The sequence below is a fragment of the Mycobacterium europaeum genome (assembly GCF_034555895.2).
GTDB lineage: Bacteria > Actinomycetota > Actinomycetes > Mycobacteriales > Mycobacteriaceae > Mycobacterium > Mycobacterium europaeum.
The window spans coordinates 1,620,240-1,644,990 of sequence record NZ_CP157315.1 but is presented as its reverse complement, the minus strand read 5'-3'; the positions used below and the strand labels follow the sequence as shown (position 1 = coordinate 1,644,990).

Below are 24,751 nucleotides of genomic sequence, written 5' to 3'. Positions count from 1 at the left end.
CGTGGTGGTTTCGGGATCTACGGTAGCTCCGGCTCAGCCTACCCGGCGTCAACAGCGACGACGCCGCGCCGAACGTCATTGATGGCGCGCTTGGCGGTGGCCCGCAGGTCAGCGTCCGGGGCGGCATTGCGGACCTGGTCCAACAGGTCGAGAACCTGGCGACACCACCGTACGAAGTCCCCCGCCAGCAGGGGCGAGCCGGTGCCGCCCGGGTCGGCGGCCGCCAGCGCCGCCGCCAGGTCCCCGGTCTTGGCCCACCGATAGATGACATTGACGAACCCGTCGTCGGGTTCCCGGCTGAGCGTGATCCGGTGCGTCTGCTCGTCGGAGCGCAGCGCGTGCGACAGCCGCGACGTTTGCTGCAGCGCCTGCCGCACTCGCTGAGTGGGGGCTTCGGCGGCGAACGCCGCGCCCGGGCCTTCACCGCCCCTGCTTTCGTATAGCACCGCCGAGACCACCGCCGCCAGCTCGGGCGGCTTCAGGTCGGCCCACGCGCCGGTGCGCAGGCATTCGGCAACCAGCAGGTCGCTCTCGCTGTAGATGCGGGCCAGCAGCCGGCCGTCGGCGGTGACGTGGGGATCGGTGTCCGGGCCTTCGATGAAGCCGCGCTCGGTGAGCAGGCCGACGATGCGGTCGAACGTGCGCGCCAGCGAATTCGTCGCGGCGGCAACCTTGCTCTCCAGTTGCGCGTTGTCGCGTTCGATGCGCAGGTAGCGCTCGGCCTGCCGGACCTGGGGCTCGAGGCCGGGACTGTTGTGCGACGGGTGCCGACGCAGCTCGTCGCGCAACGACGCCAGCTCCGGGTCCTGAAACGCGCCGTCGTGCTCGCCGCGGCCGCTGCGGCGCCGGGCCGGAAGCGTCAGCCCGGCGGCCGCCGACCGCAGCGCCGACGCCAAATCACGCCGGACCCGCGGCTGGCGGTGCTCGACCCGCTTGGGCAACGGCATGGAGCCGACGCGGGCCGACACCCCCGGGTAGTCGGCCGTCGAAATCCGCCCCGCCCAACGGTTTTCGGTGAGTACCAGTGGGCGCGGATCCTCGTCGTCGCGGGCCGATTCCAGCACCACCGCCAGCCCGCCGCGCCGGCCTTGGGTGATGTTGATGATGTCACCGCGCCGCAGCGCGGCCAGCGCGTCGCTGGCCGCCTGCCTCCGCTGCAGTCGCGACGCGCGGGACTGCGCGCGCTCCAGCTCGGAGATGCGCGCCCGCAGCCGCGCGTAGTCGAGAACGGGCGCCTTCGGGCCGCCAAGCTCGCCGGCGATCTCGGCGAGCATCGCGGTGCCGCGTTCGATGCCGCGGACCAGGCCGACGACCGAGCGGTCGGCCTGATACTGGGCGAACGACTGCTCCAGCAGCCGATGCGCCTGCTCGGGACCCATCTGCTGCACCAGGTTGATCGTCATGTTGTACGACGGGGCGAACGAACTGCGCAGCGGGAAGGTGCGGGTCGAGGCCAGACCCGCGACCGCGGCGGGCTCGGTGTTCTCTTCGGCGGGGTTCCACAGCACCACCGCGTGGCCTTCGACGTCGATGCCGCGCCGGCCGGCGCGCCCGGTCAGCTGCGTGTACTCCCCCGGCGTCAGCGGCATGTGTTGCTCGCCGTTGAACTTCACCAGCCTTTCGAGCACCACGGTCCGGGCGGGCATGTTGATGCCGAGCGCCAGCGTCTCGGTGGCGAACACGGCCTTGACCAGACCGGCCGTGAACAGCTCCTCGACGGTGTGCCGGAATACCGGCAACATTCCGGCGTGGTGGGCCGCCAGGCCGCGCAGCAGCCCTTCCCGCCACTCGTAGTAGCCGAGCACCGCCAGGTCGGCGTCGGCGAGATCGCCGCACCGGTGGTCGATTACCTCGGCGATCTGCGCCCGTTCCTCCTCGGTGGTCAGGCGGAGCGGCGAGCGCAGGCACTGCTGGACGGCGGCGTCGCAGCCGGCGCGGGAGAACACGAACGTGATCGCCGGCAGCAGCCCCTCGCTGTCCAGGGTCGCGATCACGTCGGCCCGACCGGGCGGCCGGTAGAAACGCGGCCGGCCGGGGGCGCCGCGGCCGCCGCCACGCCTTCCCGCCTCCCGGCGGGGACCACGCCAGTCCGACATCCGGTCCGCCTCCCGGCGGTGCGCGATGTGGCGCGCCAGGTCCGGGTTGACCCGCGACTCACGTCCGGCACCTGGCCGCTCGCCGGCTTCCGCGTTCCCGTAGTCGAACAGGTCGAAGAGCCGCTTCCCCACCAGCACGTGCTGCCACAGCGGAACGGGCCGGTGCTCGTCGACCACCACGGTCGTATCGCCCCGCACCGTCTGGATCCAGCCGCCGAATTCCTCGGCATTGCTCACCGTCGCCGACAGACTGACCACCCGCACGTCGTCGGGCAGGTGCAGGATCACTTCCTCCCAGACCGGGCCGCGCATCCGGTCGGCCAGGAAATGCACCTCGTCCATCACGACGTAGGAAAGCCCTTGCAGCGCGGGAGAATCGGCGTAGAGCATGTTGCGCAGCACCTCGGTGGTCATCACCACCACGGGCGCGTCGGCGTTCACCGACATGTCACCGGTCAGCAGGCCGATCCGGTCGCGGCCGTAGCGTGCGGTCAGGTCGGTGTGCTTCTGGTTGCTCAGCGCCTTGAGCGGGGTGGTGTAGAAGCACTTCCCGCCCGCGGCCAGCGCCAGGTGGACGGCGAATTCGCCCACCACGGTCTTGCCGGCGCCGGTCGGCGCGCACACCAGCACGCCGTGCCCTCGTTCCAGCGCCGCGCACGCCCGCTGCTGGAAGCCGTCCAGCGCGAACGGCAGCTCCGCGGTGAACCGGGCCAGCTCGACGAGCTCCGCGACGTCCTGCGGCGCTGACGGTTCAGGTGACATCGTCATGCTGGCCGGCGGTGAACGACGGCTCCGGGACCGGCTGCTGGAGGGGTGTGGGCGGCTCGATGACCGATGCCTCATCGTCGGGGATGACGGCCTGGGCCTCGCGCTTGGCCTTGCGCCGGTCGTGCAGGCGGGCGATCTGGATGGCGAATTCGAGGAGCACCGACAGCGCCACGCCCAAGGCGGTCATCGAAAACGGGTCGGAGCCGGGCGTGAAAATTGCTGCGAACACGAACATCGCGAAGATCAGGCCGCGCCGCCAGGACTTGAGCTTTTCATAGGGCAGCACCCCGGTCATGTTGAGCATGACGATGAGCAACGGGAATTCGAAGCTGACCCCGAAGACCACCAACAGGTTGATCAGGAACCCGAAGTACCGGTCCCCGGACAGCGCGGTCACCTGCACGTCGCTGCCCACGGTCAGCAAGAAGCCCAACGCCTTGGACAGCACGAAGTAGGCCAGCACCGCGCCGGCGACGAACAGCACCGCCGCGGGGACCACGAACCCGACCGCGAAACGGCGCTCCTTCTGGTACAGGCCCGGCGTGATGAAGGCCCACAGCTCGTAGAACCAAACCGGACACGCCAGTACGACCCCGGCGGTCAGGCCGACCTTGAGCCGCAACATGAACTGGTCGAACGGCGCCGTGGCCAGCAGTCGGCATTGTCCGTCGGCGCTGATGCTGGCGCGCGCGGATTGGGGCAGCGAACAGTAGGGGTGGCGCAGCCAATCGCCCAGGCTTTCCAGCCCGAAGAGCGAATGCGAGTACCAGAAGAACCCGAAAATCGTGGTCACCAGGATGGCGGCCAGCGACAGTAGTAACCGGGTGCGCAGCTCGGTCAGGTGGTCGACGAGCGACATCGTCGCGTCGGGATTGGTGCGGCTGCGCCTGTTACGCGGATTGAGGCGCCTCAGCACGCCGGCAGTGCGCGCTGAAACCTTGAAACCTTTCACGACGCTCGTTCAGTGGCGTTCGGGCACCGCGACGATGATGGCGGGCTAAGCCGGGCGTGCTTCAGAGTGCCCCTGCTCGGGGGCCGCCGCCGGAGCGTCGACCCGCTGCGACTGCACGGGAGTGGGGTTCGCCGCGGAGGGCGCGCTGTTCGTGTCCAACGCGGACGGTTCCGACTTGTTCTCGCTCTGCATTTCGCGCAGCTCAGACTTGAAGATGCGCATCGACTTGCCCAACGAACGTGCTGCATCGGGGAGCTTCTTGGCACCAAAAAGCAGGATCACCACCACCGCAAGGATCGCCCAGTGCCACGGACTAAGACTGCCCACTTTGATTACCTCCAGACGTCTACCCGATGCTACCGCAGTGCGGCGATACACCGGGCCGCCCGCGCCGTGGCCTCAGGGCGCAAGCGCCTGATACGACTCGCACGCCGCCGCCGCGGCATCCCGTACACGTCGTGCGAGCGACTCCGGTTCGAGCACCCGCACGGCCGACCCGAAGCCCAGCACCAGGCGCGTCATCCAGTCCTCGGAGGCATAGGTCATCACCGCCTCGCACGATCCGTCGGCCAACTCCCGCACCTCGCGCATCGGGTAGTACTCGAACATCCACGACGCCGACGGCGTGACCCGGAGCCTCGCCGACGGCAGGGACGGGTCGCCGTCGAACAGCGAGGTGTCCGGCGGCGCCTGGACGGCCAGTTCGGGCGCGGCCGCCGGCTCGTCCAACTCGGTGGCGTCGACGATCCGGTCGAAGCGGAACAGCCGAACCCCTTCTGCCTCGCGCGACCAAGCCTCCAGGTAGCTGTGGCCGCCGATCAGCAGCACCCGGATGGGATCGACGATCCGGCTGGTCAGGGTGTCGTGCGACGCGGAGTAATAGTCGATGGCCAGCGCGTGTCGGGCCTGGACCGCGGTGCGCACCGCGGCCGCGGCGCGACTCTCGGCGGGTGCTTGCTGATCGACCGCTGCCGCCGATCCGGTGGTGTCGTGCCCGACGGCGCCGGCCGCCGCCTCGATTTTGGCGATTGCGCTGCGGGCAGCTTCGGGATCGACCACACCCGGAATGTCGGCGAGCGCCCGCAGGGCCACAAGCAGACCGGTGGCCTCCGGCGACGTCAGCTTGAGCGGCCGGTCGATGCCCGCGGAGAACGTCACCTCGATGGTGTCGCCGGCGAACTGGAAGTCGATGAGGTCGCCCGGGTAGTAGCCGGGAAGGCCGCACATCCACAGCTGGTTGAGGTCCTCTTCCAGCTGCTTGGCCGACACCCCGAGGTCGGCGGCGGCCTTGGCGCGGGTGACCCGCGGGTTGGCCTGGAAGTACGGCACCATGTTGAGCAGCCGGATCAACCGCGTCGAGATCGCGGTCATTGCGGCTCGCCCCCGCCCACGTGGGCGCGCAGGCGGGCCAGCACGTCCTCGCGCAGTGACTGCGGTTCGAGCACGACGGCGTCGGCCCCGTAGCCGGCGATGTCGCGCGCCAGCCGATCGCTGGATCCGATGTCGATTTCGATCACCTCGCCGTCGCGGCCGCCCACTTCCCGCGTGCCGGTGGGCCTTCCGGCGCGCCGCAGTGCGGTCGCACGCCCGTCGGCGACCCACACGCGCGCCTGCCCGCCGGTCGGGGTCTCAGCGATCGTGCGGGCCACGATCTGGCGCAGGTCCACATCCCCGGGCACGACGACCGCTCCGGGCGGACCGATCGGCCTGACCTCGGAGCCGATCCGCGAGAGCCGGAACGTACGGGTGGCGTCGCGGTCGCGATCGTGTCCCACGAGATACCAGCGTCCCTTCTGGGTGACGACCCCCCACGGCTCCACCGTGCGCATGCTGTACGGCTCGGTCCGCGACGGCCGGTGCGGGAACTGCACCACCTGCCGGGAATCGATGGCCGACAACAGGATTCCGAGGACCTCCTCCGAACCCCGCAAACCCGGCACGCCGGCCGGTGACGTGATGGCCACGGGCGGCCCCGTCTCGATGGGGTCGACGTCCACCCCGGCGGCGCGCAGCTTGAGCAGCGCACCCTGGGTGGCGGTGATCAGTTCGGGCGATTCCCACAGTTGCGTCGCGACGGCGACCGCGGCTGCTTCGTCGGGGGTGAGCTCGACGGGCGGCAGCGCGTAGGCGTCGCGGTTGATCCGGTAGCCCTCGGTGGGATCCCAGGCCGACGCCCTGCCGACCTCGAGCGGGATGCCCAGATCGCGCAGCTCGTTCTTGTCGCGCTCGAACATGCGGGAGAAGGCCTCGGCGCTGGGGCTGTCGGCGTAACCGGCCACGCTGGACCTGATCTTCTCCGCGCTGATGTACCCGCGGGTGGACAGCAGGGCGATGACGAGATTGACCAACCGCTCGACCTTCGAGGTTGCCATTCGCATCAGGTTATAACCGGCGGCTCGCCGGCGCCTGCACCGGTGGGCAAGTCGCAGCCTTCACATGCGCCACATCAGCCACGAGCTGGCGGGCATTACCGCCCTCGCAAAGTTGATAGCGCCGGCGATATCACGTTCGCGCGTCGAGCATGGCCTGCCCCGGTGGGGCTGATGTGACTGAGGGAACAGGCGGGCTACATGCTGGCGATCAGCCGCTTGACCCGCTCGTCGACCGCGCGGAAGGGGTCCTTGCACAACACCGTGCGCTGGGCCTGGTCGTTGAGCTTGAGGTGGACCCAGTCGACGGTGAAGTCACGGCCCGCGGCCTGGGCGGCGCTGATGAACTCGCCGCGCAGCCGGGCGCGGGTCGTCTGCGGCGGATGGTCGACCGCCTCCGCGATCTCCTCGTCGGTGGTGACGCGCGCCGCGAGTCCCTTGCGTTGCAGCAGGTCGAACACACCCCGACCCCGCTTGATGTCGTGGTAGGCCAGGTCCAGCTGGGCGATCTTCGGGTCGGACAACTCCATGTTGTAGCGGTCCTGGTAGCGCTGGAACAGCTTGCGCTTGATGACCCAGTCGATCTCGGTGTCGACCTTGGCGAAGTCCTGGCTCTCGACGGCGTCGAGCTGGCGGCCCCACAGGTCGACGACCTGCTCGATCTGGGCGTTGGGCTCCCGAGTCTGCAGGTGCTCGACGGCGCGGCTGTAGTACTCGCGCTGGATGTCGAGCGCGCTGGCCTGACGCCCGCCCGCGAGCCGCACCGGCCGCCGGCCGGTGATGTCGTGGCTGACCTCGCGGATGGCCCGGATCGGGTTGTCCAGCGAGAAGTCGCGGAAAGGAACGCCGGCCTCGATCATCTCCAGCACCAGTGCGGCGGTCCCCACCTTGAGCATGGTGGTGGTCTCGCACATGTTCGAGTCGCCGACGATCACGTGCAGCCGCCGGTACTTCTCGGCGTCGGCGTGCGGCTCGTCGCGGGTGTTGATGATCGGCCGGCTGCGGGTGGTCGCCGAGGAGACGCCCTCCCAGATGTGCTCGGCGCGCTGCGACAGGCAGAACGTCGCCGCCTTGGGCGTCTGCAGCACCTTGCCGGCACCGCAGATCAGCTGGCGGGTGACCAGGAACGGCAACAGCACGTCGGAGATCCGGGAGAACTCACCGGCCCGCACGATCAGGTAGTTCTCGTGGCAGCCGTAGGAGTTGCCCGCCGAATCGGTGTTGTTCTTGAACAGGTAGATGTCGCCGCCGATGCCCTCGTCGGCGAGCCGCTGCTCGGCGTCGATCAGCAGGTCCTCGAGCACCCATTCACCGGCGCGGTCGTGGGTGACCAGCTGCACCAGGCTGTCGCACTCGGCCGTCGCGTACTCCGGATGGCTGCCCACGTCGAGATACAGGCGGGCGCCGTTGCGCAGGAAAACGTTGGAGCTGCGCCCCCAGGACACGACGCGGCGGAAGAGATAGCGGGCTACCTCGTCCGGAGACAGGCGCCGATGTCCGTGGAAGGTGCAGGTGACACCGAACTCGGTCTCGATGCCCATGATTCGCCGCTGCACGTAATCGAGGGTACTGGTTCTCCGACCGGGACGGTGCGGAAGCCGCGCCTACGGGTCCGACGAGTTTCACGCCGAGGCGTCTCGGCCGCCAAGAACGCTGGCCGGCAACGTCGGCGTCGCGCAGCCAGCCGAGCGTTCCGCCCTGAGCGAACACCACCGGCCGGGCCGATGCCGCCCGATTCAGCCCGCGGAGCCGCCGTTGGTTTCTGGGGCTTCGCCGTTGGTTTCCGGGGCTTCGCCGTTGGTTTCCGGCTGCTTCGAATCGCCGTCTTGCAGCAAGCTTTCCAGGGTGGCGCGGTTGATCCGCCGGAACGCTCGTCGCGGCCGGCTGACGTCGAGGATCGCGACCTCCAGGCTGCCCACGTCGGGAGAGGGCTGATCCTCGCTGGATCCGTTCCCGCTGCCGGCCCGCAACGCCTTCACGGCGATCTGCGTCGCGTCGCGCAGGTCCGCGTTCTCGGCGTAGGACTCCTTGAGCGCGGTGGTGATCGGCTCGGTGGTGCCACCCATCACCACGAAATGCGGCTCGTCGGCGATCGACCCGTCGTAGGTGATCCGGTACAGCTCAGGCGGTTTCGTCTCGCCGTAGTGCGCCACCTCGGCGACGCACAACTCGACTTCGTAGGGCTTGGCCTGCTCGGTGAAGATGGTGCCCAGGGTCTGCGCGTAGACGTTGGCCAGCTGGCGTCCCGTGACGTCGCGGCGGTCGTAGGCGTACCCGCGGGTGTCGGCGAACTGGATCCCGCCGCGGCGCAGATTGTCGAACTCGTTGAACTTGCCGGCCGCCGCGAAGCCGACACGGTCATAGAGTTCGCTGATCTTCTGCAGGGACCGCGACGGGTTCTCCGCCACGAACAGCACGCCACCGGCGTAGACCAGCGCCACCACGCTCTTGCCGCGTGCGATGCCCTTGCGCGCGAGCTCGCTGCGCTCGCGCATCGCCTGTTCGGGCGATATGAAATACGGGAAGCTCACTTTTCACCGCCGTCGGGGCCGAAAGTGTCTGCGCGCGAGCGACTCTGGATGACCTCGCGGGCCAATTCGGCGATCCGGCTCTCGGGCACCTCGGCCGCCCCTTCGGCGCCGATGGTGACCGCCGTCGGATAGATACCGCGAACCAAGTCGGGGCCGCCGGTGGCGGAGTCGTCGTCGGCGGCGTCGTACAGCGCCTCGACGGCCACCCCCACCGCGGAATCGGCGTCGACGACCCTCGAGTACAACTTCTTCATCGACGACTTGGCGAAGATGGACCCGGAACCCACCGACTGGTAGCCCTCTTCCTCCACGTTCCAGCCGCCGGCGGCGTCGAACGACACGATCCGGCCGGCGCCCTCGGGATCGGCCGCGTCGATGTCATAACCCGCCAGCAGCGGCAGGGCCACCAGGCCCTGCATCGCCGCGGCCAGGTTGCCGCGCACCATGATCGCGAGCCGGTTCACCTTTCCGGCAAACGTCAGCGGCACACCCTCGAGCTTCTCGTAGTGCTCGAGTTCCACCGCGTAGAGGCGGGCGAACTCCACCGCGATGGCCGCGGTGCCAGCGATGCCCGTGGCGGTGTAGTCGTCGGTGACGTACACCTTTTTCACGTCGCGCCCGGCGATCATGTTGCCCTGGGTGGAACGCCGGTCCCCGGCGATGACCACGCCACCGGGGTATTTCAGGGCGACGATGGTGGTCCCGTGCGGCAGCTGCGAGCCGGCCCCATCGGCGTGCGCGCCGCCGCCGAGGCCGGTCGGCAGCAGCTCCGGCGCCTGACGGCGCAGAAAGTCAGCAAAGGATGACAGGTCTACGGCGGGATTTGCCGGGAGTGCGGAGTTAGTGGACAGGCGATCGGAGAAGGGCCAGGTCACTGTCCGCCCTTTTGGACGTATGCCCGGACGAAGTCTTCGGCGTTCTCCTCGAGGACGTCGTCGATCTCGTCGAGCAGATCGTCGGTGTCCTCGGCTAGCTTCTCGCGGCGCTCTTGGCCCGCGGCCGTGCTGTCGGCGAAGTCGTCGTCCTCGCCACCACCACCGCCACGCTTGGTCTGCTCTTGAGCCATCGCCGGCCTCCTGCTTCATCTGAACTTGTTCAGCGGCTTGCCTGGTCCCTGAGAGCCACACTGCCCGCTGGTATTTCTCTACCCTACCGGTCAACCCCGACGTTCCCCGGTCTAACCGGCTTAGCTGGTGAGTTGTTCCACCAGTTCGGCGGCGCTGTCCACCGAGTCCAGCAGCGCCCCGACGTGCGCCTTGCTGCCGCGCAGCGGCTCGAGCGTCGGAATGCGCACCAGCGAGTCGCCGCCCAGGTCGAAGATCACCGAGTCCCAGCTGGCCGCCGCGATGTCGGCGCCGAACCTGCGCAGGCATTCACCGCGGAAGTACGCGCGGGTGTCGGTCGGCGGGTTGTCCACTGCCTCGAGCACCTGGTGCTCGGTGACCAGACGCTTCATCGAACCCCGCGCGACAAGGCGGTTGTACAGCCCCTTGTCCAGCCGAACGTCGGAATACTGCAGGTCGACGAGGTGCAGCCGCGGCGCCGACCAGCTCAGGTTCTCCCGCTGCCGGAAACCCTCGAGCAGGCGCAGCTTGGCGGGCCAGTCGAGCACCTCGGCGCATTCCATCGGGTCGCGCTCGAGTTGGTCGAGCACCTGCGCCCAGGTCTCCACGATGTCGGCCGCGCGGGGATCGGGGTCGCGGCTGTCGACCAACTTGGCCACCCGGTCCAGGTAAATCCGTTGCAAGGCAAGGCCGGTCAGCTCGCGTCCGTCGGCCAGGGCCACCGCGGCCCGCAGCGACGGGTCGCGGCTGATCGCGTGGACCGCATGCACCGGGCGGGCCAGAACGAGGTCGCTCAGGTCGATGCCGTGTTCCGGGCCGACTTCGATCAGGTCGAGCACCAACGCCGTGGTGCCCAGTTTCAGGTAGGTCGACGTCTCGGCGAGGTTGGCGTCGCCGATGATGACGTGCAGCCGGCGGTACCGGTCGGCGTCGGCGTGCGGTTCGTCGCGGGTGTTGATGATGCCGCGCTTGAGCGTGGTCTCGAGGCCGACCTCGACCTCGATGTAGTCCGAGCGCTGGGACAGCTGGAAGCCGGGCTCGTCACCGGAGGGCCCGATGCCGACCCGGCCGGAGCCGGTCACCACCTGCCGGGACACCAGAAACGGGGTCAGCCCGGCGATGATGGACGAGAACGGCGTCTGCCGCGACATCAAGTAGTTCTCGTGGGCGCCGTAGGAGGCGCCTTTGCCGTCGACGTTGTTCTTGTACAGCTGCAGCTTGGCGGCCCCGGGCACGCTGGCGACGTGCCGGGCGGCGGCCTCCATGACCCGCTCGCCGGCCTTGTCCCAGATGACCGCGTCCAGCGGGTCGGTGCACTCGGGCGCCGAGTATTCGGGGTGGGCATGGTCGACGTAGAGCCGCGCCCCGTTGGTCAAGATCATGTTGGCCGCGCCGACCTCGTCGGCGTCGACCACCGGTGGCGGGCCGGCCGAACGACTCAGATCGAAACCGCGGGCGTCCCGCAGCGGTGATTCCACCTCGTAGTCCCAGCGGGTGCGCTTCGCGCGCTGGATGCCGGCGGCGGCGGCATAGGCCAGCACCGCCTGGGTCGAGGTGAGGATCGGGTTGGCCGTCGGGTCCGACGGTGAGGAGATGCCGTACTCGACCTCCGTCCCGATAATCCGTTGCATGGCCTAAGCGTAGGCCCGCCGACGATGCGCCCCGCGCGGCGGGGCGTTGAGGAGGCGGGCAATCAAGCTCCGCCCGCCGACGATGCGCCCCGCGCGGCGGGGCGTTGAGGAGGCAGGCAATCAAGCTCCGCCCGCCGACGATGCGCCCCGCGCGGCGGGGCGTTGAGGAGGCGGGCGGTGGCCGTCGCCACGCTCGGTGCCCACGCCCGCGGCGTACGCGATACCCACCGGTGCGGGGGCGTCGTTTCCCCGGCGCGCCCACCGCGCCCGCTGTTGACGGCACCGACGGCAGTGATTAACTTCACCGTGTGTCCGCCCCCCAGTCCGACCACGTCGGCAAACACGCACTCGATCTGGCCGGAAAACGCTACGGCGAAGTGCTGCTCGTGACCGCCGGCGAGGCCGGTCCGCAGGCAACGGTCTACAACAGCTTCCCGCTCAACGACTGCCCCGCCGACCTGTGGTCCGCGCTGGACCCGCATGCCATCGCCGCCGAAAACGGTGTGGCCGCAGCCCTGCTGAACGGTCCCCGGTACTGGCTGATGAACGCCATCGAAAAGGAAGCCCAGGGTCCGCAGGTGACGAAAAGCTTCGGCGGGATCGAGATGATCCAGCAGGCCACCGTCCTGCTGTCGTCGATGAATCCGGCGCCCTACATCCCCAACAAGGTCAACCGCCACACGGTCTTCGTCTTCAACGCCGGCGAGCAGATCTACGAACTCATCGACCCGCAGGGACAGCACTGGGTGATGCAGACCCTGAGCCAGGTCGCCGACCCCAACCTGTCGCGGGCCGACCTGCCGCGGCTCGCCGACCGCCTCGACCTGCCCGCCGGGTGGACCTACCAGCCGCGGGTGCTCACCGACGAGCTGCGGGTGGACACCAGAAGCAGGGCGGCCCAGGTGCTGCAGGACAACCTGACCAACAGCTACTCGCTGGTGACCGGCTGACGCTTGGCGGACTGACCGCTAGCAACACCTCGCCGGCACTCAAACCGCGGCGCGTGGTGTGCCAGGTTTGAGCGCCGGCGTGGGCTGAACAGCCTTACAGGTACTGGCCGAGGTTGGATTCGGTGTCGATGGCCCGCGACGCGCTCGAGCTCTTGCCGGTGACCAGGGTGCGGATGTAGACGATCCGCTCGCCCTTCTTACCCGAAATCCGCGCCCAGTCATCGGGGTTGGTGGTGTTGGGCAGGTCCTCGTTCTCGGCGAACTCGTCGACGATCGAGTCGAGCAGATGCTGGATGCGCAGACCCGGTTGCCCGGTCTCCAGCACCGACTTGATCGCGTTCTTCTTCGCCCGGTCGACGACGTTCTGGATCATCGCCCCGGAGTTGAAGTCCTTGAAGTACATGACTTCCTTGTCACCGTTGGCGTAGGTGACCTCCAGGAACCGGTTGTCGTCGATCTCGGCGTACATCCGCTCGACGACCTTCTCGATCATCGCCTTGATGCACGCGGTGCGGTCCCCGCCGAACTCGGCGAGGTCGTCGGCGTGCAGCGGCAGCGACTCGACCAGGTACTTCGAGAAGATGTCTTGCGCCGCTTCGGCATCGGGCCGCTCGATCTTGATCTTCACGTCCAGGCGGCCGGGCCGCAGGATCGCGGGGTCGATCATGTCCTCACGGTTGGAGGCGCCGATCACGATGACGTTCTCGAGCCCCTCGACCCCGTCGATCTCACTCAGCAGCTGCGGGACCACGGTGGTCTCGACGTCCGACGAGACCCCGGTGCCGCGGGTGCGGAAGATCGAGTCCATCTCGTCGAAGAACACGATCACCGGCGTTCCTTCGGACGCCTTCTCCCGCGCCCGCTGGAAGATCAGCCGGATGTGGCGCTCGGTCTCGCCGACGAACTTGTTCAGCAGCTCCGGACCCTTGATGTTGAGGAAGTAGGACTTCGCCTCACGCGCGTCGTCGCCGCGCACCTCGGCCATCTTCTTGGCCAGCGAGTTGGCCACCGCCTTGGCGATCAACGTCTTCCCACAGCCCGGCGGGCCGTACAGCAGCACGCCCTTGGGCGGGCGCAGCGCGTACTCCCGGTACAGCTCCTTGTGCAGGAAGGGCAGCTCCACGGCGTCGCGGATCTGCTCGATCTGGCGCGTCAGGCCGCCGATGTCGGAGTAGCTGACGTCGGGCACCTCTTCGAGGACCAGGTCTTCGACCTCGGCCTTGGGGATGCGTTCGAACGCGTAGCCGGCCTTGGTGTCAACCAGCAACGAGTCGCCCGGCCGCAGCTTGCGCGGGCGGCTGTCGTCGTTGAGCGCGTCGGGGTGCCCCTCCGGCAGGTCCTCGGCGACCAGCGGCTCGGCCAGCCACACGATGCGTTCCTCGTCGGCGTGGCCGACGACCAGTGCCCGGTGCCCGTCGGCCAGTAGCTCGCGCAACGTCGAGATCTCGCCGACGGATTCGAAGGTGCCGGCCTCGACGACGGTCAGCGCCTCGTTGAGGCGGACCGTCTGGCCCTTGCGCAGCGAGGAGACGTCGATGTTCGGCGAACAGGTCAGTCGCATCTTGCGACCCGAGGTGAACACGTCGACCGTGTCGTCCTCGTGTGCGCCCAGCAACACGCCGTAGCCACTCGGCGGTTGTCCGAGCCGATCGACTTCCTCCCGCAACGCAAGTAGTTGCTGGCGCGCCTCTTTGAGCGTCTCCATCAACTTCGAGTTGCGGGCCGCCAGCGAGTCGATGCGCGCTTCGAGCTGATGCACGTCGCGCGCCGAGCGGGTGCCGCCCTGCGCCCCGGACGCGTGCTCGAGTTGCTCGCGCAGCAACGCTGCCTCGCGGCGCAATTCTTCCAACTCGGCAGCATCGCCGCTGGACATGCCCGACTCGCTGGGGGTACCGAATGCTTCAGAACGCTCTGAGCCACCCATGTTGCGCTCCTTTCCCACACCGAATTGGCGCGGTGGATACTTCAAAGCTACCGGCGATTGGCCAATGATGTGCGGAGTCAAATACCCACGAAAAGTTAAGATTTTCGTCACGCTGGTAACCTCGGCCACTAATCTCGCCGATCGAAAGGGCCGCCGTGACCGCAAAAAGCCTCGCCACGGGCTTAGTCGGCACGACCGGCGCCGGCGTGGCGACCGGCGGTGTGAGTTCAGTTGCACCCGTTGGCTCCACCGCGCGGCGGACACCCGCCCCGGAAAGCGCCCCGACCCCGCGACCCGCCTGATCGACCGGATGCACCGGCACCTGCGCGCGACGTTGAGCGCCGCCACCGTGGTGGTGGCGGTCGGGATCCCCGGATGTTCGTCGCATCAACAACCCAGGATCGCCTCCTCCGCGCCCGCTGCGGCGCCGGCCACGTCGAGCACCGTTGTCGTCTCTCCGACTACCCCGCTGCCGCCGCCCGAAGCCCTCACCGACATCTTGGCCCGGCTGGCCGACCCGAACGTACCCGGTATCAACAAGGTGAGCCTGGTCGAAGGCGCGACCCCCGAGAGCGCCGCCAGCCTGGACAAGTTCAGCAACGCGTTGCGCGACAACGGCTACCTGCCCATGAATTTCGTCGCGCACGACATCGCCTGGTCGGACAAGACCCCCTCCGACGTGGTGGCGACGATCGACGTCAACACGGCCCAGCCGGCGAACGGCAGCTTCCACTCCCCCATGGAATTCACGCCCTTTCAAGGCGGTTGGCAGTTGTCCCGGCGAACCGCCGAGATGCTGTTGACGCTGGGCAGTTCGCCGGCGGTGCCGCCGCCCAACCCGCCCCCGGCTCCGGAGCCCGCCCCGGCACCGGCGCCCGCCCCGGCGACGAGTCCGCCCGGTTGACGCGCGGCATGTGGGTCGGCTGGCTCGAATTCGACGTGCTGTTGGGCGACGTCCGATCGCTCAAAGAGAAACGGTCGGTGATCCGCCCCGTGGTCGCCGAGCTGCGACGCAAGTTCAGCGTGTCGGCGGCCGAGACGGGTTCACCGGAGCTGTATCGACGGGCGGGCATCGGGGTGGCCACGGTGTCCGGCGACCGGAGCCACGCGGTCGACGTTCTGGACGCGGCCGAACGGCTGGTGGCCGCGCACCCGGAGTTCGAGCTGCTCGCGGTGCGGCGGGGGCTGCAGCGCAGCGACGACTAGCTCGACCGTTGGTGGCTGGCACAACTAGCCGTCGCGGCCCTCGCGCTTGCGGCCCAAGGGCGCCGGCGCGACGACGCCGGGCGCGAGCCGCCGGGTAAACACCAGGAACGCGGTGTGCCCGCGCATCGAGTGCTGTGGCCGGACGGCCAGGCCGACCACGTTCCAGCCGCGTTGCAGCGTCTCCCATGACCGCGGCTCGGTCCAGCACTGCTGAGCCCGCAGCGCCTCCACGACCCGCGACAGCTGCGTCACGGTGGCGACATAGACCATCAGCACGCCGCCGGGGATCAGCAGCCGCGAGACCGCGTCGAGCACCTCCCAGGGCGCCAGCATGTCCAGCACGGCGCGGTCGAAGGAGCCGTCGGGCAGGTCCGAGTCGGCGACGTCGCTGACGATCAGCTCCCAGTTCGCGGGCGCCCCGTCGAAGAACACCGACACATTGCGGCGGGCGTGTTCGGCATGATCGGCGCGCTGTTCGTAGGAGACCACCCGCCCGCCGGGCCCGACGGCGCGCAGCAGCGAGCAGGTCAGCGCCCCCGAGCCCGCCCCGGCCTCCAGCACGCGGGCGCCCGGGAACATGTCGCCCTCGTGCACGATCTGCGCGGCGTCCTTGGGGTAGATGACCTGTGGACCCCGGGGCATCGACATGATGTAGTCGACCAGCAGCGGGCGCAGCACCAGAAACGGTGCGCCGTTACTGGATTTGACCACGCTGCCCTGCTCCAGCCCGATCAGCGCATCGTGTGCGATCGAGCCGCGATGGGTGTGGAACTCCGCGCCGGGCGTGAGCGACATCGTGTAGTGCCGGCCCTTGGCATCGGTGAGCTGAACGCGTTCCCCGACGGTGAACGGGCCGGTTGCGGACACGCCGTCTAGCGTGCCAGCCGACTCGCCGCCGGCGGTGCTCGGGGTTGTCGGCACCCGGTTCTACGCTGCGGGCATGACCGACCAGCTGCAGGAGCGCGCGCGGCCGGCCGCCAAGCCGGCGCTGTCGCCGTCACGGGCGGCCGACTTCAAGCAGTGCCCGTTGCTGTACCGGTTCCGGGCGATCGACCGCTTGCCCGAGGCGCCGTCGGCCGCCCAACTGCGCGGCTCGGTGGTGCACGCCGCCCTGCAGCAGCTCTACGGCCTGCCCTCCGCGCAGCGCGGTCCCGAGACCGCCCTGGCACTGCTCGAGCCGGCCTGGGACCAGGTCATCGCCTCGGCGCCCGACCTGGCCGGCGAGTTCGATCGCGAGCAGCGCGGCCAGCTGCTGGCCGAGGCCCGCACGTTGCTGTCCGGGTATTACCGGCTCGAGGACCCGACCCGCTTCGACCCGCAGTGCTGCGAGGAGCGCGTGGAGGTGGAGCTCGCCGACGGCACGCTGCTGCGCGGATTCATCGACCGGATCGACGTCGCGGCTACCGGAGAGCTGCGCGTGGTCGACTACAAAACCGGCAAGGCGCCGCCGGCCGCGCGGGCCCTGGCGGAGTTCAAAGCGATGTTCCAGATGAAGTTCTATGCGGTGGCCCTGCTGCGCACGCGCGGCGTGCCGCCCACCCGGCTGCGGCTGATCTATCTGGCCGACGGGCAGGTGTTGGACTACTCGCCGGACCACGACGAGCTACTGCGCTTCGAGAAGACCCTGATGGCGATCTGGCGCGCCATCCAATCCGCCGGGCAGACGGGCGATTTCCGTGCCAGCCAGTCGCGGCTGTGCGACTGGTGCCCCCACCAGCAGCACTGCCCGCTGTTCGGGGGAACCCCGCCGACCTACCCCGGTTGGCCGGATTACTCACCCGCCCAACCTGTTTCGGATCCGGCGGAGCCCGCGGCGTGACGTCGGTTCCCGGCGGTTCGACGCCCCGGTAAGCGCCCGGGCGGCGCATGGGGTAGGCTCGTGACAACGTTGGCCGCCGATTGGCTTGGCCGGCAAGTCGTGATCGATTCGTTATTTCTTCTCAGATCCCCGCGGGGCGCCGAGTCCGAGATGACTTAGGTGCGCACCGCACAGCCTCGAGTCGCGACGATCGATGTTGCCGTACGGGCAATTTCGTTACCACCGAAGCTGTAGGACATGAAAGATGCTTGAAGACAAAACCTTTGCTCACCTCGGGGTGAGCCCGCCGCTGGTTGACGCCCTCGCCGAGGGCGGTGCCCACCGGCCGTTTCCGATCCAGATCGAGACGCTGCCGGACACGCTTGCCGGCCGCGACGTGTTGGGCCGCGGCAAGACCGGCAGCGGCAAGACGCTCGCGTTCTCGATTCCGCTGGTGAGCCGGCTCGACGCCCGCGATCGGCGGCCGGGCAGGCCGACCGGCCTGGTGTTGGCGCCCACCCGGGAACTGGCGACCCAGATCGCCGCGACCATCCAGCCGCTTGCCGCGGTACGGGGCCTGCGCGTGGTGACGATCTACGGCGGGGTGCCGCAGCACAAGCAGGTCGCCGCGCTGAGGTCGGGCGTCGATATCGTCGTCGCCTGCCCCGGCCGGCTCGATGATCTGATGAAGCAACGCCTCGTCAACCTGGGCGCGGTGCAGGTGACGGTCATCGACGAAGCCGACCACCTCGCCGATCTGGGCTTTCTGCCCACCGTTACCCGCATCCTGGCGGCCACCCCCGCGGACGGCCAGCGGATGCTCTTCTCGGCCACCCTGGACGCGGCGGTCGACACCCTGGTGAAGCGCTTCCTCAGCGACCCGGTGACCCGATCGATCGCCGAACCGAAGTCCGTGACACCCGCCATGACACACCACCTCTTCTGTGTCGACGGCCCGCAGGCCAAGAAGGAGTTGGTGCACCGGTTGGCCGCGGGAGACTCCCGGCGAATCCTCTTCATGCGGACCAAGCACCAGGCCCGCAAGCTGGCCCGCCAGCTCACCCAATCCGGTATCGCGTCGGTCGAGTTGCACGGCAACCTGTCCCAGTCCGTGCGCGACCGGAATCTGGCGGCTTTCGCGGCCGGTGACGCGCGAGTGCTGGTGGCGACCGACATCGCCGCGCGCGGCGTGCACGTGGACAACATCGAGCTGGTCGTGCACGTCGACCCGCCGCCGGAGCACAAGGCCTATCTGCATCGGTCCGGCCGCACGGCCCGGGCCGGCGCCTCCGGCGACGTGGTCACCATCGTGCTGCCCGAGCAACGCCGCGACACCGAATCGATGATGCGCAAGGCCGCCATCCGCGCCGTCCCCCAACAGGTCACCGCGGCCTCCCCCGTCATCGAAGCGCTGGCCGGCCAGGCCTCACCCCGGCGGGCCGTCGCTCCCGCGCCGGTCGCGGCGCGTCGGCCGCAACCGGCCGCCGCCGCGCATCACGGCCCGTCCGGCGCACGCACCAGGCGACGCCGGTCCCGGCGGCCCGCACCCACCGCGCGCTAGTTTGTTGGTGGCGACCCGCTTCGCCCCGCTACCGCTGAGGGTGCTCGCGATCGCCACGGCCCCGCTTGCGATCACCACTAGCCCGGTAGTGGTGTCATCTCCTGGAGCATGGTGGGAACGAGTTCGCTGACGGTGGGATGGATGTGCATGGTCCGCGCCAGCGTGGTGTACGGCGCCTTGGCCGACATCACGTCCAGGATGGCGTGAATCGCCTCGTCGCCACCGACGCCGAAGATTGCCGCCCCCAAGATCTCTCGCGTGTCGGCGTCGGCCACGACCTTCATGAAGCCTTGCGTCTCACCCTTTTCCACCGCCCGACCGACTCGTGTCATCGGCCGCTTGCCGACCAGCGCCCTGCGTCCCGACGCACGGACTTGCGCAACGGTCATGCCCGCCCGCCCCAGCGGTGGGTCGATGTAGAGCGCATAGGTGGTGATGCGGTCGCTCACGCGCCGCGGGTCACCGTCGAGCAGGTTGGCGGCGACGATCTCGAAATCGTTGTAGGAGGTGTGGGTGAAGGCACCCTTGCCGTTGCAGTCCCCCATCGCCCAGATGTGCTCGACGTTCGTCTTGAGCTGGTCGTCGACCACGATGTAACCGCGGGCGTCGGTCCGCACGCCGGCCGCGTCCAGCCCCAAGTCGTCGGTATTGGGCCGCCGGCCCACGGCCAGTAGCAGGTGACTGCCGGCGATGGGGGCGGCGCCCGCGCTCGGCGTGAGCTCAAACCCGCTGTCCGTCTTGGCGATTCGCACGTCATCGGCGCCGACGACGACGTCGATGCCCTCGTCCTCCAGGATGTCGCGGATGGTGGCGGATACGTCCTCGTCTTCCCGGGACGCCAGGCGCGCACCCCTTTCGACGACCGTCACCCGGGCCCCGAAGCGCCGGTACATCTGGGCGAACTCGAGCGCGATGTAGCTGCCGCCGAGGATGACGAGATGGGCTGGCAGTGTGTCGAGTTCGAGAATCGAGACATTGGTCAGGAACTCCACGCCGGCCAGCCCGGGAATGTCCGGGACCACGGCGCGGCCACCGACGTTGAGGAAGATGCGGTCGGCGCGCAGCAGGTCGCCCTCCACGCTGATGGTGTGCGGATCCTCGAAACGGGCGTGCCCGCGAAAAACGGTGCAGCCGTCCATGCCCGCCAGCCAGTCCTCGACACCCTTGCGGTCGCCCAGCATGATTTCGTCTTTGCGCGCCTTGACTTTCGCCATGTCAACGCTGACCGGCCCGGTCACCACGCCGTAGTCGGCACCGCGGCGGGCCAGGTGAGCGGCGTACGCGCTGGCCACCAGCGTCTTCGTCGGGATGCACCCGGTGTTGACGCAGGTGCCGCCGATCAGTTTGCGCTCCACCAGCGCGACCCGCTGCCCGGCGGCCGTCAGTCGCCCCGCCAGCGGTGGGCCGGCCTGCCCGGCGCCGACGATGATCGCATCGAAATGCTTTGTCACTTAACGGCCGTCAGCAGGTATTCGGTCAGCACGTGCCCCGTCACCGCAGCGATGGCGAGTCCGCCGGCGATCGCGACCGCGTCCTCCAGCAGCGCGATGGGCAGGTCCCTCCCGGCCACGGCGCTCAGCCGTTTGCGTGCCTGGTAGCCGGCGACGGTGCCGAGCACGGCGCCGATGACGCCCGCACCGAGCGCGGAGAAGGTCCAGTGCGGCCAGGCGCCCAGGGCCGCGCCCGCCAACCCACCCATGACGATCCGGGCGGCGAAGATCGGTGGCGCGGTGCGGGCCGGCGTCTTGGGCAGCTTGTCGTTGATGAGTTCACCGACGGCCAGGACGGTGAACACGACGACGGTGACGATGTTGGCCATCCAGGAGGCCCACGTGCCGTGCAGGTCGATCCAGCCCAGGAAGGCGGCCCAGGCGACCACGGCGGGAGCCGTCAGCGAGCGCAACCCGGCGACGACACCGATCAGCAAAGCCAGCAGCAGAATGAGCGCATGTGTCACGAAGACCCTCCTGGGAGACGACCCGGCAACGGCAGGGATGACGGCCCATGGGGGTGACACGGGCAAGCAGCCCTAGGCGGACGCTAACACAGCCGCGGGCTCCGCACCCGTTCGGTCAGAACCGGCAGAACCTGATGTCGGAGGCCAGAATCGCTTTGGCGCCGATGGCGGCCAGCTCGTCCATGATCTCGTTGACGCCGCGACGCGGCACCAGCGCGCGGATGGCGACCCAGTCGGGGTCGGCCAGCGGCGCGATGGTCGGGGACTCCAGGCCGGGCGTGATCGACGTGGCCCGGTCCAGCACGGACCGCGGGCAGTCGTAGTCGAGCATCAGATATTGCTGGCCGAACACCACGCCCTGGATCCGCGCCACCAGTTGATCGCGCGCCGCACGAGTCCCGTCCTGACCGTCGGGATCGGCGCCCTCGATCAGCACCGCCTCCGAGTCGCACAGCGGATCGCCGAAGGCCACCAGGTCGTGCAGGCTCAGGGTGCGCCCGGAACCGACCACGTCGGCGATGGCGTCGGCCACCCCCAGCTGCACCGAAATCTCCACCGCCCCGTCGAGTCTGATGACGGTTGCCTCAATGCCCCGTTCCGCCAAGTCTTTTCGGACCAGATTGGGGTAGGCGGTGGCGATGCGCTTGCCGGCCAGATCGGCGGTCGTCCACTCGCGCCCGGCGGGGCCGGCATACCGGAAGCTCGACGACCCGAAGCCCAGCGCCAGCCGTTCGCGGACCGGCGCGTCCGAGTCGCGCACCAGATCTCGCCCGGTGATGCCGAAGTCCAGCTGACCCGAACCCACATAAATCGCAATGTCTTTGGGCCGCAGGAAGAAGAACTCGACCTGGTTGGCCGGGTCGATGACGGTGAGGTCCTTGGCATCGGTGCGGCGGCGGTAGCCCGCCTCCGAGAGAATCTCGCTGGCCGGCTCGCTCAGCGTGCCCTTGTTGGGGACCGCAACGCGCAGCATGGTCACAGCTTTCGGTACACGTCGTCGAGGGACAGTCCGCGGGCGATCATCAGCACCTGCGTCCAGTAGAGCAACTGGCTGATCTCCTCGGCCAGCGCCTCGTCGGGCTCGTGCTCGGCGGCCAGCCACACCTCGCCGGCCTCCTCCAGGATCTTCTTGCCCAGCCTGTGTATGCCGCCGTCCAGCGCGGCGACCGTCGCGCTGCCGGCCGGCCGCGTGCGCGCACGGTCACCGAGTTCGGCGAACAGATCCTCGAAGGTCTTCACGGCCAGCGATTGTTTCACGCGGTGGCGAGCAAAGTCACGGCGGTTTCGCTCCGGCGGCGTTTTCGGCCGACCGGTCAGTCGAATCCGGCGAGCGTGATCCGCAACGCCTCTTCCAATTGCACGTGAAACGGCGGGCTCGCGACGATATCCGCGGTCAGCCACCCATCGAGGACGAATTTCACTGTGGCCAAACTGGTGTGGACCAACAGCGCGGGCCGGATGTCGGCTGCCGCATCGACACCCATCCGGTGTGCGACTTGCTCGATCAGCTCGCGGTGGTCGGTTTCGCTGACAAGCACGGATTTGCTCAACAGGTGGGGCGCGGTCGCGACGGCATGACGCCACAGATCGAGGTCGTCGACTTCGCTGACGTCTTCGGCGTGCGTGACAAACAGCTGAATCAGCGCCTCGACCGGCGACTCGTGTGCCGGCCGCGTGCTGTAGGAACCGACGATCTCGGCGGCCGCCTCCCGGACCGGATCGACCAGCAGGCCTTCCTTGGTCGGCGCATACCGGAAGTAGGTGCTGATGGAAATCCCCGCGGCCGCCGCGATGTCCTCGGTCGTCACCGCCTCGAAGCCGCGCTCGGCGAACAGCCGGTGCGCGGTCTGCTGAATCTGCGAGAGCAGCGCGGCCCGGCGCCGGTCCCGCAGCGAACCGGTGTTTGCTGACGGCATGCCATCACCTTCGTCAATCCGACATTCCAGCCCCATGATGCCGTCCAACGACGAACTCAGATGAGTGACTCTACACTATTGAAAGTCCCTATCAAGTACGCTACTGTGATGCAGCACACACCGACGAACTGCAGATTCTTAGGGCTTGTTGACACTATTTTAATAAGGATTCGCATCAAATCGCGTCAATGGCGTCCGAAGTCGTCTGCTCGGCACTCAGGGTTTCAAAGGGTGGGGAGAGGGCCGATGAAAGCGGTAGCCGACACGCCATGACCGGTGTCATGAGTTTGCTGGCTGGACTCCAGCTCACGCCACGATGACGGCGCAACTCGATGGCGTCGCCGCCGTTCGGAGCTGGTCGGTCGGGTACGTCAGGCGTCACCCGGTCGCCTCGCTGACGACGGTCGGCGAACAGTTCGTCTTGGGTGTGCGCACCGTTCAATACTTCTTTGTCGACCTGGTGACCGGGCGGTTCCAGTGGCAGGAGTTCGTCCGGCAGGGCGCATTCATGGCCGGCACCGCCGTGTTGCCGACGATCCTGGTGTCGCTGCCGATCAGCGTCACCCTCTCCATCCAGTTCGCGCTGCTGGCCGGCCAGGTCGGGGCCACCTCGCTGGCCGGGGCCGCCAGCGGTCTCGCGGTCATTCGACAGGGGGCGTCGCTAGTGGCCGCGGTGCTCATGGCGTCGGCCGTCGGTTCGGCCATCACCGCCGACCTGGGTTCGCGGACGATGCGCGAAGAAACCGACGCGATGGAGGTGATGGGCGTCTCGGTGATCCGTCGTCTGGTCGTCCCCCGCCTGGCCGCGGCGGTGATGATCGGAGTGGCCCTCACCGGCGTCGTGTGCTTCGCCGGCTTCTTCGCGAGCTACATGTTCAACGTGTACTTCCAGAACGGGGCGCCGGGCAGCTTCGTGTCGACGTTCGCGTCGTTCGCGACGACCGGCGACATGATTCTGGCGCTGGTGAAGGCGATCGTGTTCGGCGCGATCGTGGCCGTCGTGTCAAGCCAGAAAGGCTTGTCCACCAAGGGCGGACCGACGGGCGTCGCGAACTCGGTCAACGCGGCGGTGGTCGAGGCGATCCTGCTGCTGATGATCGTCAACGTCGCGATCAGCCAGCTCTACATCATGCTGTCGCCCAGGACGGGGCTGTGACGTGACGGCCTCCGCGTATCAACCGTTCGCACCGATCTCGGTCCCACTCGTCCGGCTCTACCGCCGCGGGAAGGTACCGATCATCCGGCTGGGCCATCTGCTGGTCTTCTTCGTCCGCGCGCTGGTCGCCGTGCCGCTTGCCTTGCGGCAGTACCGCGGCGAGTTCTTGCGGCTGTTGTCGAACATCACCTGGGGCAACGGCTCGATCGTGGTGGGCGGTGGCACCGCGGGGGTGGCCGTGGTGCTCGGCATGACGGTCGGTGCGCTCGTAGGGATCGAGGGCTACAACTTCCTGGATCTGCTCGGCCTCGGGCCCGCCACCGGGTTCGTCTCCTCATTGGTGAACACCCGCGAGCTGGCTCCGTTGATGGCATCGCTCGCCTTTGCCATGCAAGGCGGCTGCCGCTTCACCGCCCAGCTGGGTTCCATGCGCATCGCCGAGGAGATCGACGCCATGGAATCGATCGCGATTCGCCCGATCCCCTACCTGGTGACCACCCGGCTGATCGCTTCGGTGGTCGCGATCGTCCCGCTGTACGCCGCCTGCCTGGCGATCGGCTACCTGAGCACCCAACTGGTGGTGGGCATCAGCAGTGGCGGCTCGACCGGTTCCTACCTGCATTACTTCACGCTGATGCTGGCCGGACAGGACATCGTGTACTCCTTGATCAAGGCCGTCATTTTCGTCTGGATCGCGTCGACGATCCAGTGCTACTACGGCTACTACGCGGGCGGCGGGCCCGAGGGCGTCGGCGTCGCGGCGGGACACGGCATGCGGGCCAGCATCACCGTGGTGATCATCGTCAACATGCTGCTCACCATGGCGCTGTGGGGCGTGGACTCGGGCGCGAGATTCGGCGGCTAGGTCGGTG

The 24,751-nt window shown here is 68.6% G+C and carries 24 protein-coding genes; 7 read left to right on the top strand and 17 right to left on the bottom strand.

The window, feature by feature from the left end; translation table 11 throughout:
* Nucleotides 1–38 precede the first annotated feature (38 nt).
* The 10 genes from U8D42_RS07780 to dop all read right to left on the bottom strand — a co-directional run bounded on the left by U8D42_RS07780 (nucleotide 39) and on the right by dop (nucleotide 11,411).
* The gene (locus U8D42_RS07780) at nucleotides 39–2,858 is read right to left on the bottom strand and encodes a DEAD/DEAH box helicase (RefSeq protein WP_322860721.1); all 2,820 of its coding nucleotides are present in this window, start codon (nucleotides 2,856–2,858) and stop codon (nucleotides 39–41) included.
* Nucleotides 2,848–3,816, bottom strand: a complete 969-nt coding sequence (gene tatC, locus U8D42_RS07775) for a twin-arginine translocase subunit TatC (RefSeq protein ID WP_322860612.1) — start codon at nucleotides 3,814–3,816, stop codon at nucleotides 2,848–2,850. Before tatC ends, U8D42_RS07780 begins: the two co-directional genes overlap by 11 nt.
* A gap of 45 nt (nucleotides 3,817–3,861) precedes the next feature.
* Nucleotides 3,862–4,143 (bottom strand): Sec-independent protein translocase subunit TatA, encoded by a 282-nt coding sequence (gene tatA, locus U8D42_RS07770; RefSeq protein ID WP_322860611.1) that lies wholly within the window; start codon nucleotides 4,141–4,143, stop codon nucleotides 3,862–3,864.
* Nucleotides 4,144–4,215: 72 nt separating this feature from the next.
* The gene (locus U8D42_RS07765; protein ID WP_322860610.1) at nucleotides 4,216–5,187 is read right to left on the bottom strand and encodes a helix-turn-helix transcriptional regulator; all 972 of its coding nucleotides are present in this window, start codon (nucleotides 5,185–5,187) and stop codon (nucleotides 4,216–4,218) included.
* On the bottom strand, nucleotides 5,184–6,188 hold the full coding sequence (locus U8D42_RS07760; RefSeq protein ID WP_322860609.1) for a helix-turn-helix transcriptional regulator: 1,005 nt from the start codon (nucleotides 6,186–6,188) through the stop codon (nucleotides 5,184–5,186). Before U8D42_RS07760 ends, U8D42_RS07765 begins: the two co-directional genes overlap by 4 nt.
* A 194-nt stretch (nucleotides 6,189–6,382) precedes the next feature.
* Nucleotides 6,383–7,741, bottom strand: a complete 1,359-nt coding sequence (gene pafA, locus U8D42_RS07755; RefSeq protein WP_090422251.1) for a Pup--protein ligase — start codon at nucleotides 7,739–7,741, stop codon at nucleotides 6,383–6,385.
* A 180-nt stretch (nucleotides 7,742–7,921) separates the two neighbouring features.
* Nucleotides 7,922–8,716, bottom strand: coding sequence for a proteasome subunit alpha (gene prcA, locus U8D42_RS07750; protein ID WP_322860608.1), 795 nt, complete (start codon nucleotides 8,714–8,716; stop codon nucleotides 7,922–7,924).
* The gene (gene prcB / locus U8D42_RS07745; RefSeq protein WP_322860607.1) at nucleotides 8,713–9,591 is read right to left on the bottom strand and encodes a proteasome subunit beta; all 879 of its coding nucleotides are present in this window, start codon (nucleotides 9,589–9,591) and stop codon (nucleotides 8,713–8,715) included. Before prcB ends, prcA begins: the two co-directional genes overlap by 4 nt.
* Complete coding sequence (locus U8D42_RS07740; protein ID WP_068060237.1) at nucleotides 9,588–9,782, bottom strand: ubiquitin-like protein Pup; 195 nt, start codon at nucleotides 9,780–9,782, stop codon at nucleotides 9,588–9,590. Before U8D42_RS07740 ends, prcB begins: the two co-directional genes overlap by 4 nt.
* A 120-nt stretch (nucleotides 9,783–9,902) precedes the next feature.
* Entirely contained in the window at nucleotides 9,903–11,411 is a 1,509-nt protein-coding gene (dop, locus tag U8D42_RS07735; protein WP_090422253.1) for a pup deamidase/depupylase, read from the bottom strand.
* A 308-nt stretch (nucleotides 11,412–11,719) separates the two neighbouring features.
* Here dop and U8D42_RS07730 point away from each other — a divergent pair, with 308 nt between their 5' ends.
* Nucleotides 11,720–12,361 carry a hypothetical protein gene (locus tag U8D42_RS07730; RefSeq protein ID WP_322860606.1) on the top strand — a complete coding sequence of 214 codons (642 nt, stop codon included), beginning with the start codon at nucleotides 11,720–11,722 and terminating at the stop codon, nucleotides 12,359–12,361.
* A gap of 94 nt (nucleotides 12,362–12,455) precedes the next feature.
* Here U8D42_RS07730 and arc read toward each other — a convergent pair whose 3' ends face one another.
* Entirely contained in the window at nucleotides 12,456–14,285 is a 1,830-nt protein-coding gene (gene arc, locus U8D42_RS07725) for a proteasome ATPase (RefSeq protein ID WP_085239965.1), read from the bottom strand.
* A gap of 310 nt (nucleotides 14,286–14,595) precedes the next feature.
* Between arc and U8D42_RS07720 the strand changes: the two genes are divergently transcribed.
* Together U8D42_RS07720 and U8D42_RS07715 are read left to right on the top strand one after the other, a co-directional pair.
* Nucleotides 14,596–15,189 (top strand): hypothetical protein, encoded by a 594-nt coding sequence (locus U8D42_RS07720; protein WP_322860605.1) that lies wholly within the window; start codon nucleotides 14,596–14,598, stop codon nucleotides 15,187–15,189.
* 8 nt (nucleotides 15,190–15,197) lie between these two features.
* Nucleotides 15,198–15,491, top strand: coding sequence for a DUF503 domain-containing protein (locus U8D42_RS07715; protein ID WP_085239824.1), 294 nt, complete (start codon nucleotides 15,198–15,200; stop codon nucleotides 15,489–15,491).
* Between the two features lie 24 nt (nucleotides 15,492–15,515).
* Here U8D42_RS07715 and trmI read toward each other — a convergent pair whose 3' ends face one another.
* The gene (gene trmI, locus U8D42_RS07710; RefSeq protein ID WP_085239823.1) at nucleotides 15,516–16,358 is read right to left on the bottom strand and encodes a tRNA (adenine(58)-N(1))-methyltransferase TrmI; all 843 of its coding nucleotides are present in this window, start codon (nucleotides 16,356–16,358) and stop codon (nucleotides 15,516–15,518) included.
* 73 nt (nucleotides 16,359–16,431) lie between these two features.
* On the opposite strand from trmI, the gene U8D42_RS07705 reads away from it, so the two are divergent.
* The gene (locus U8D42_RS07705; protein ID WP_322860604.1) at nucleotides 16,432–17,310 is read left to right on the top strand and encodes a RecB family exonuclease; all 879 of its coding nucleotides are present in this window, start codon (nucleotides 16,432–16,434) and stop codon (nucleotides 17,308–17,310) included.
* A 244-nt stretch (nucleotides 17,311–17,554) separates the two neighbouring features.
* A complete protein-coding gene (locus tag U8D42_RS07700) occupies nucleotides 17,555–18,850 on the top strand; it encodes a DEAD/DEAH box helicase (RefSeq protein ID WP_085239822.1) in 1,296 nt (431 codons plus the stop codon).
* 77 nt (nucleotides 18,851–18,927) lie between these two features.
* Here the strand turns inward: U8D42_RS07700 and U8D42_RS07695 are convergent, their stop codons facing one another.
* From U8D42_RS07695 to U8D42_RS07675, 5 genes are all read right to left on the bottom strand, one after another.
* Nucleotides 18,928–20,301 carry an FAD-containing oxidoreductase gene (locus tag U8D42_RS07695; RefSeq protein ID WP_322860603.1) on the bottom strand — a complete coding sequence of 458 codons (1,374 nt, stop codon included), beginning with the start codon at nucleotides 20,299–20,301 and terminating at the stop codon, nucleotides 18,928–18,930.
* On the bottom strand, nucleotides 20,298–20,807 hold the full coding sequence (locus U8D42_RS07690) for a DUF4126 domain-containing protein (protein WP_322860602.1): 510 nt from the start codon (nucleotides 20,805–20,807) through the stop codon (nucleotides 20,298–20,300). Before U8D42_RS07690 ends, U8D42_RS07695 begins: the two co-directional genes overlap by 4 nt.
* Before the next feature lie 115 nt (nucleotides 20,808–20,922).
* Nucleotides 20,923–21,780: an ATP phosphoribosyltransferase gene (gene hisG / locus U8D42_RS07685; protein ID WP_085239820.1), complete on the bottom strand. Its 858-nt coding sequence runs from the start codon at nucleotides 21,778–21,780 to the stop codon at nucleotides 20,923–20,925.
* Nucleotides 21,781–21,782: 2 nt separating this feature from the next.
* Nucleotides 21,783–22,064 (bottom strand): phosphoribosyl-ATP diphosphatase, encoded by a 282-nt coding sequence (locus U8D42_RS07680; protein ID WP_322860601.1) that lies wholly within the window; start codon nucleotides 22,062–22,064, stop codon nucleotides 21,783–21,785.
* Nucleotides 22,065–22,120: 56 nt separating this feature from the next.
* Complete coding sequence (locus tag U8D42_RS07675; RefSeq protein ID WP_322860600.1) at nucleotides 22,121–22,723, bottom strand: TetR family transcriptional regulator; 603 nt, start codon at nucleotides 22,721–22,723, stop codon at nucleotides 22,121–22,123.
* Between the two features lie 316 nt (nucleotides 22,724–23,039).
* Between U8D42_RS07675 and U8D42_RS07670 the strand changes: the two genes are divergently transcribed.
* Together U8D42_RS07670 and U8D42_RS07665 are read left to right on the top strand one after the other, a co-directional pair.
* Nucleotides 23,040–23,879 carry an MlaE family ABC transporter permease gene (locus U8D42_RS07670; protein ID WP_085239817.1) on the top strand — a complete coding sequence of 280 codons (840 nt, stop codon included), beginning with the start codon at nucleotides 23,040–23,042 and terminating at the stop codon, nucleotides 23,877–23,879.
* A 1-nt stretch (nucleotide 23,880) separates the two neighbouring features.
* On the top strand, nucleotides 23,881–24,744 hold the full coding sequence (locus U8D42_RS07665) for an ABC transporter permease (protein WP_322860599.1): 864 nt from the start codon (nucleotides 23,881–23,883) through the stop codon (nucleotides 24,742–24,744).
* The last annotated feature ends 7 nt before the right edge of the window (nucleotides 24,745–24,751 follow it).

Bases quoted from the DNA above. Each gene is read 5' to 3' on its own strand.
- U8D42_RS07780 (WP_322860721.1), bottom strand. From the start codon at position 2,858: ATGTCACCTGAACCGTCAGCGCCGCAGGACGTCGCGGAGCTCGTCGAG.
- U8D42_RS07765 (WP_322860610.1), bottom strand. From the start codon at position 5,187: ATGACCGCGATCTCGACGCGGTTGATCCGGCTGCTCAACATGGTGCCG.
- U8D42_RS07760 (WP_322860609.1), bottom strand. From the start codon at position 6,188: ATGGCAACCTCGAAGGTCGAGCGGTTGGTCAATCTCGTCATCGCCCTG.
- U8D42_RS07740 (WP_068060237.1), bottom strand. From the start codon at position 9,782: ATGGCTCAAGAGCAGACCAAGCGTGGCGGTGGTGGTGGCGAGGACGAC.
- dop (WP_090422253.1), bottom strand. From the start codon at position 11,411: ATGCAACGGATTATCGGGACGGAGGTCGAGTACGGCATCTCCTCACCG.
- arc (WP_085239965.1), bottom strand. From the start codon at position 14,285: ATGGGTGGCTCAGAGCGTTCTGAAGCATTCGGTACCCCCAGCGAGTCG.
- U8D42_RS07720 (WP_322860605.1), top strand. From the start codon at position 14,596: ATGCACCGGCACCTGCGCGCGACGTTGAGCGCCGCCACCGTGGTGGTG.
- U8D42_RS07715 (WP_085239824.1), top strand. From the start codon at position 15,198: ATGTGGGTCGGCTGGCTCGAATTCGACGTGCTGTTGGGCGACGTCCGA.
- U8D42_RS07705 (WP_322860604.1), top strand. From the start codon at position 16,432: ATGACCGACCAGCTGCAGGAGCGCGCGCGGCCGGCCGCCAAGCCGGCG.
- U8D42_RS07700 (WP_085239822.1), top strand. From the start codon at position 17,555: ATGCTTGAAGACAAAACCTTTGCTCACCTCGGGGTGAGCCCGCCGCTG.
- hisG (WP_085239820.1), bottom strand. From the start codon at position 21,780: ATGCTGCGCGTTGCGGTCCCCAACAAGGGCACGCTGAGCGAGCCGGCC.
- U8D42_RS07675 (WP_322860600.1), bottom strand. From the start codon at position 22,723: ATGCCGTCAGCAAACACCGGTTCGCTGCGGGACCGGCGCCGGGCCGCG.
- U8D42_RS07670 (WP_085239817.1), top strand. From the start codon at position 23,040: ATGACGGCGCAACTCGATGGCGTCGCCGCCGTTCGGAGCTGGTCGGTC.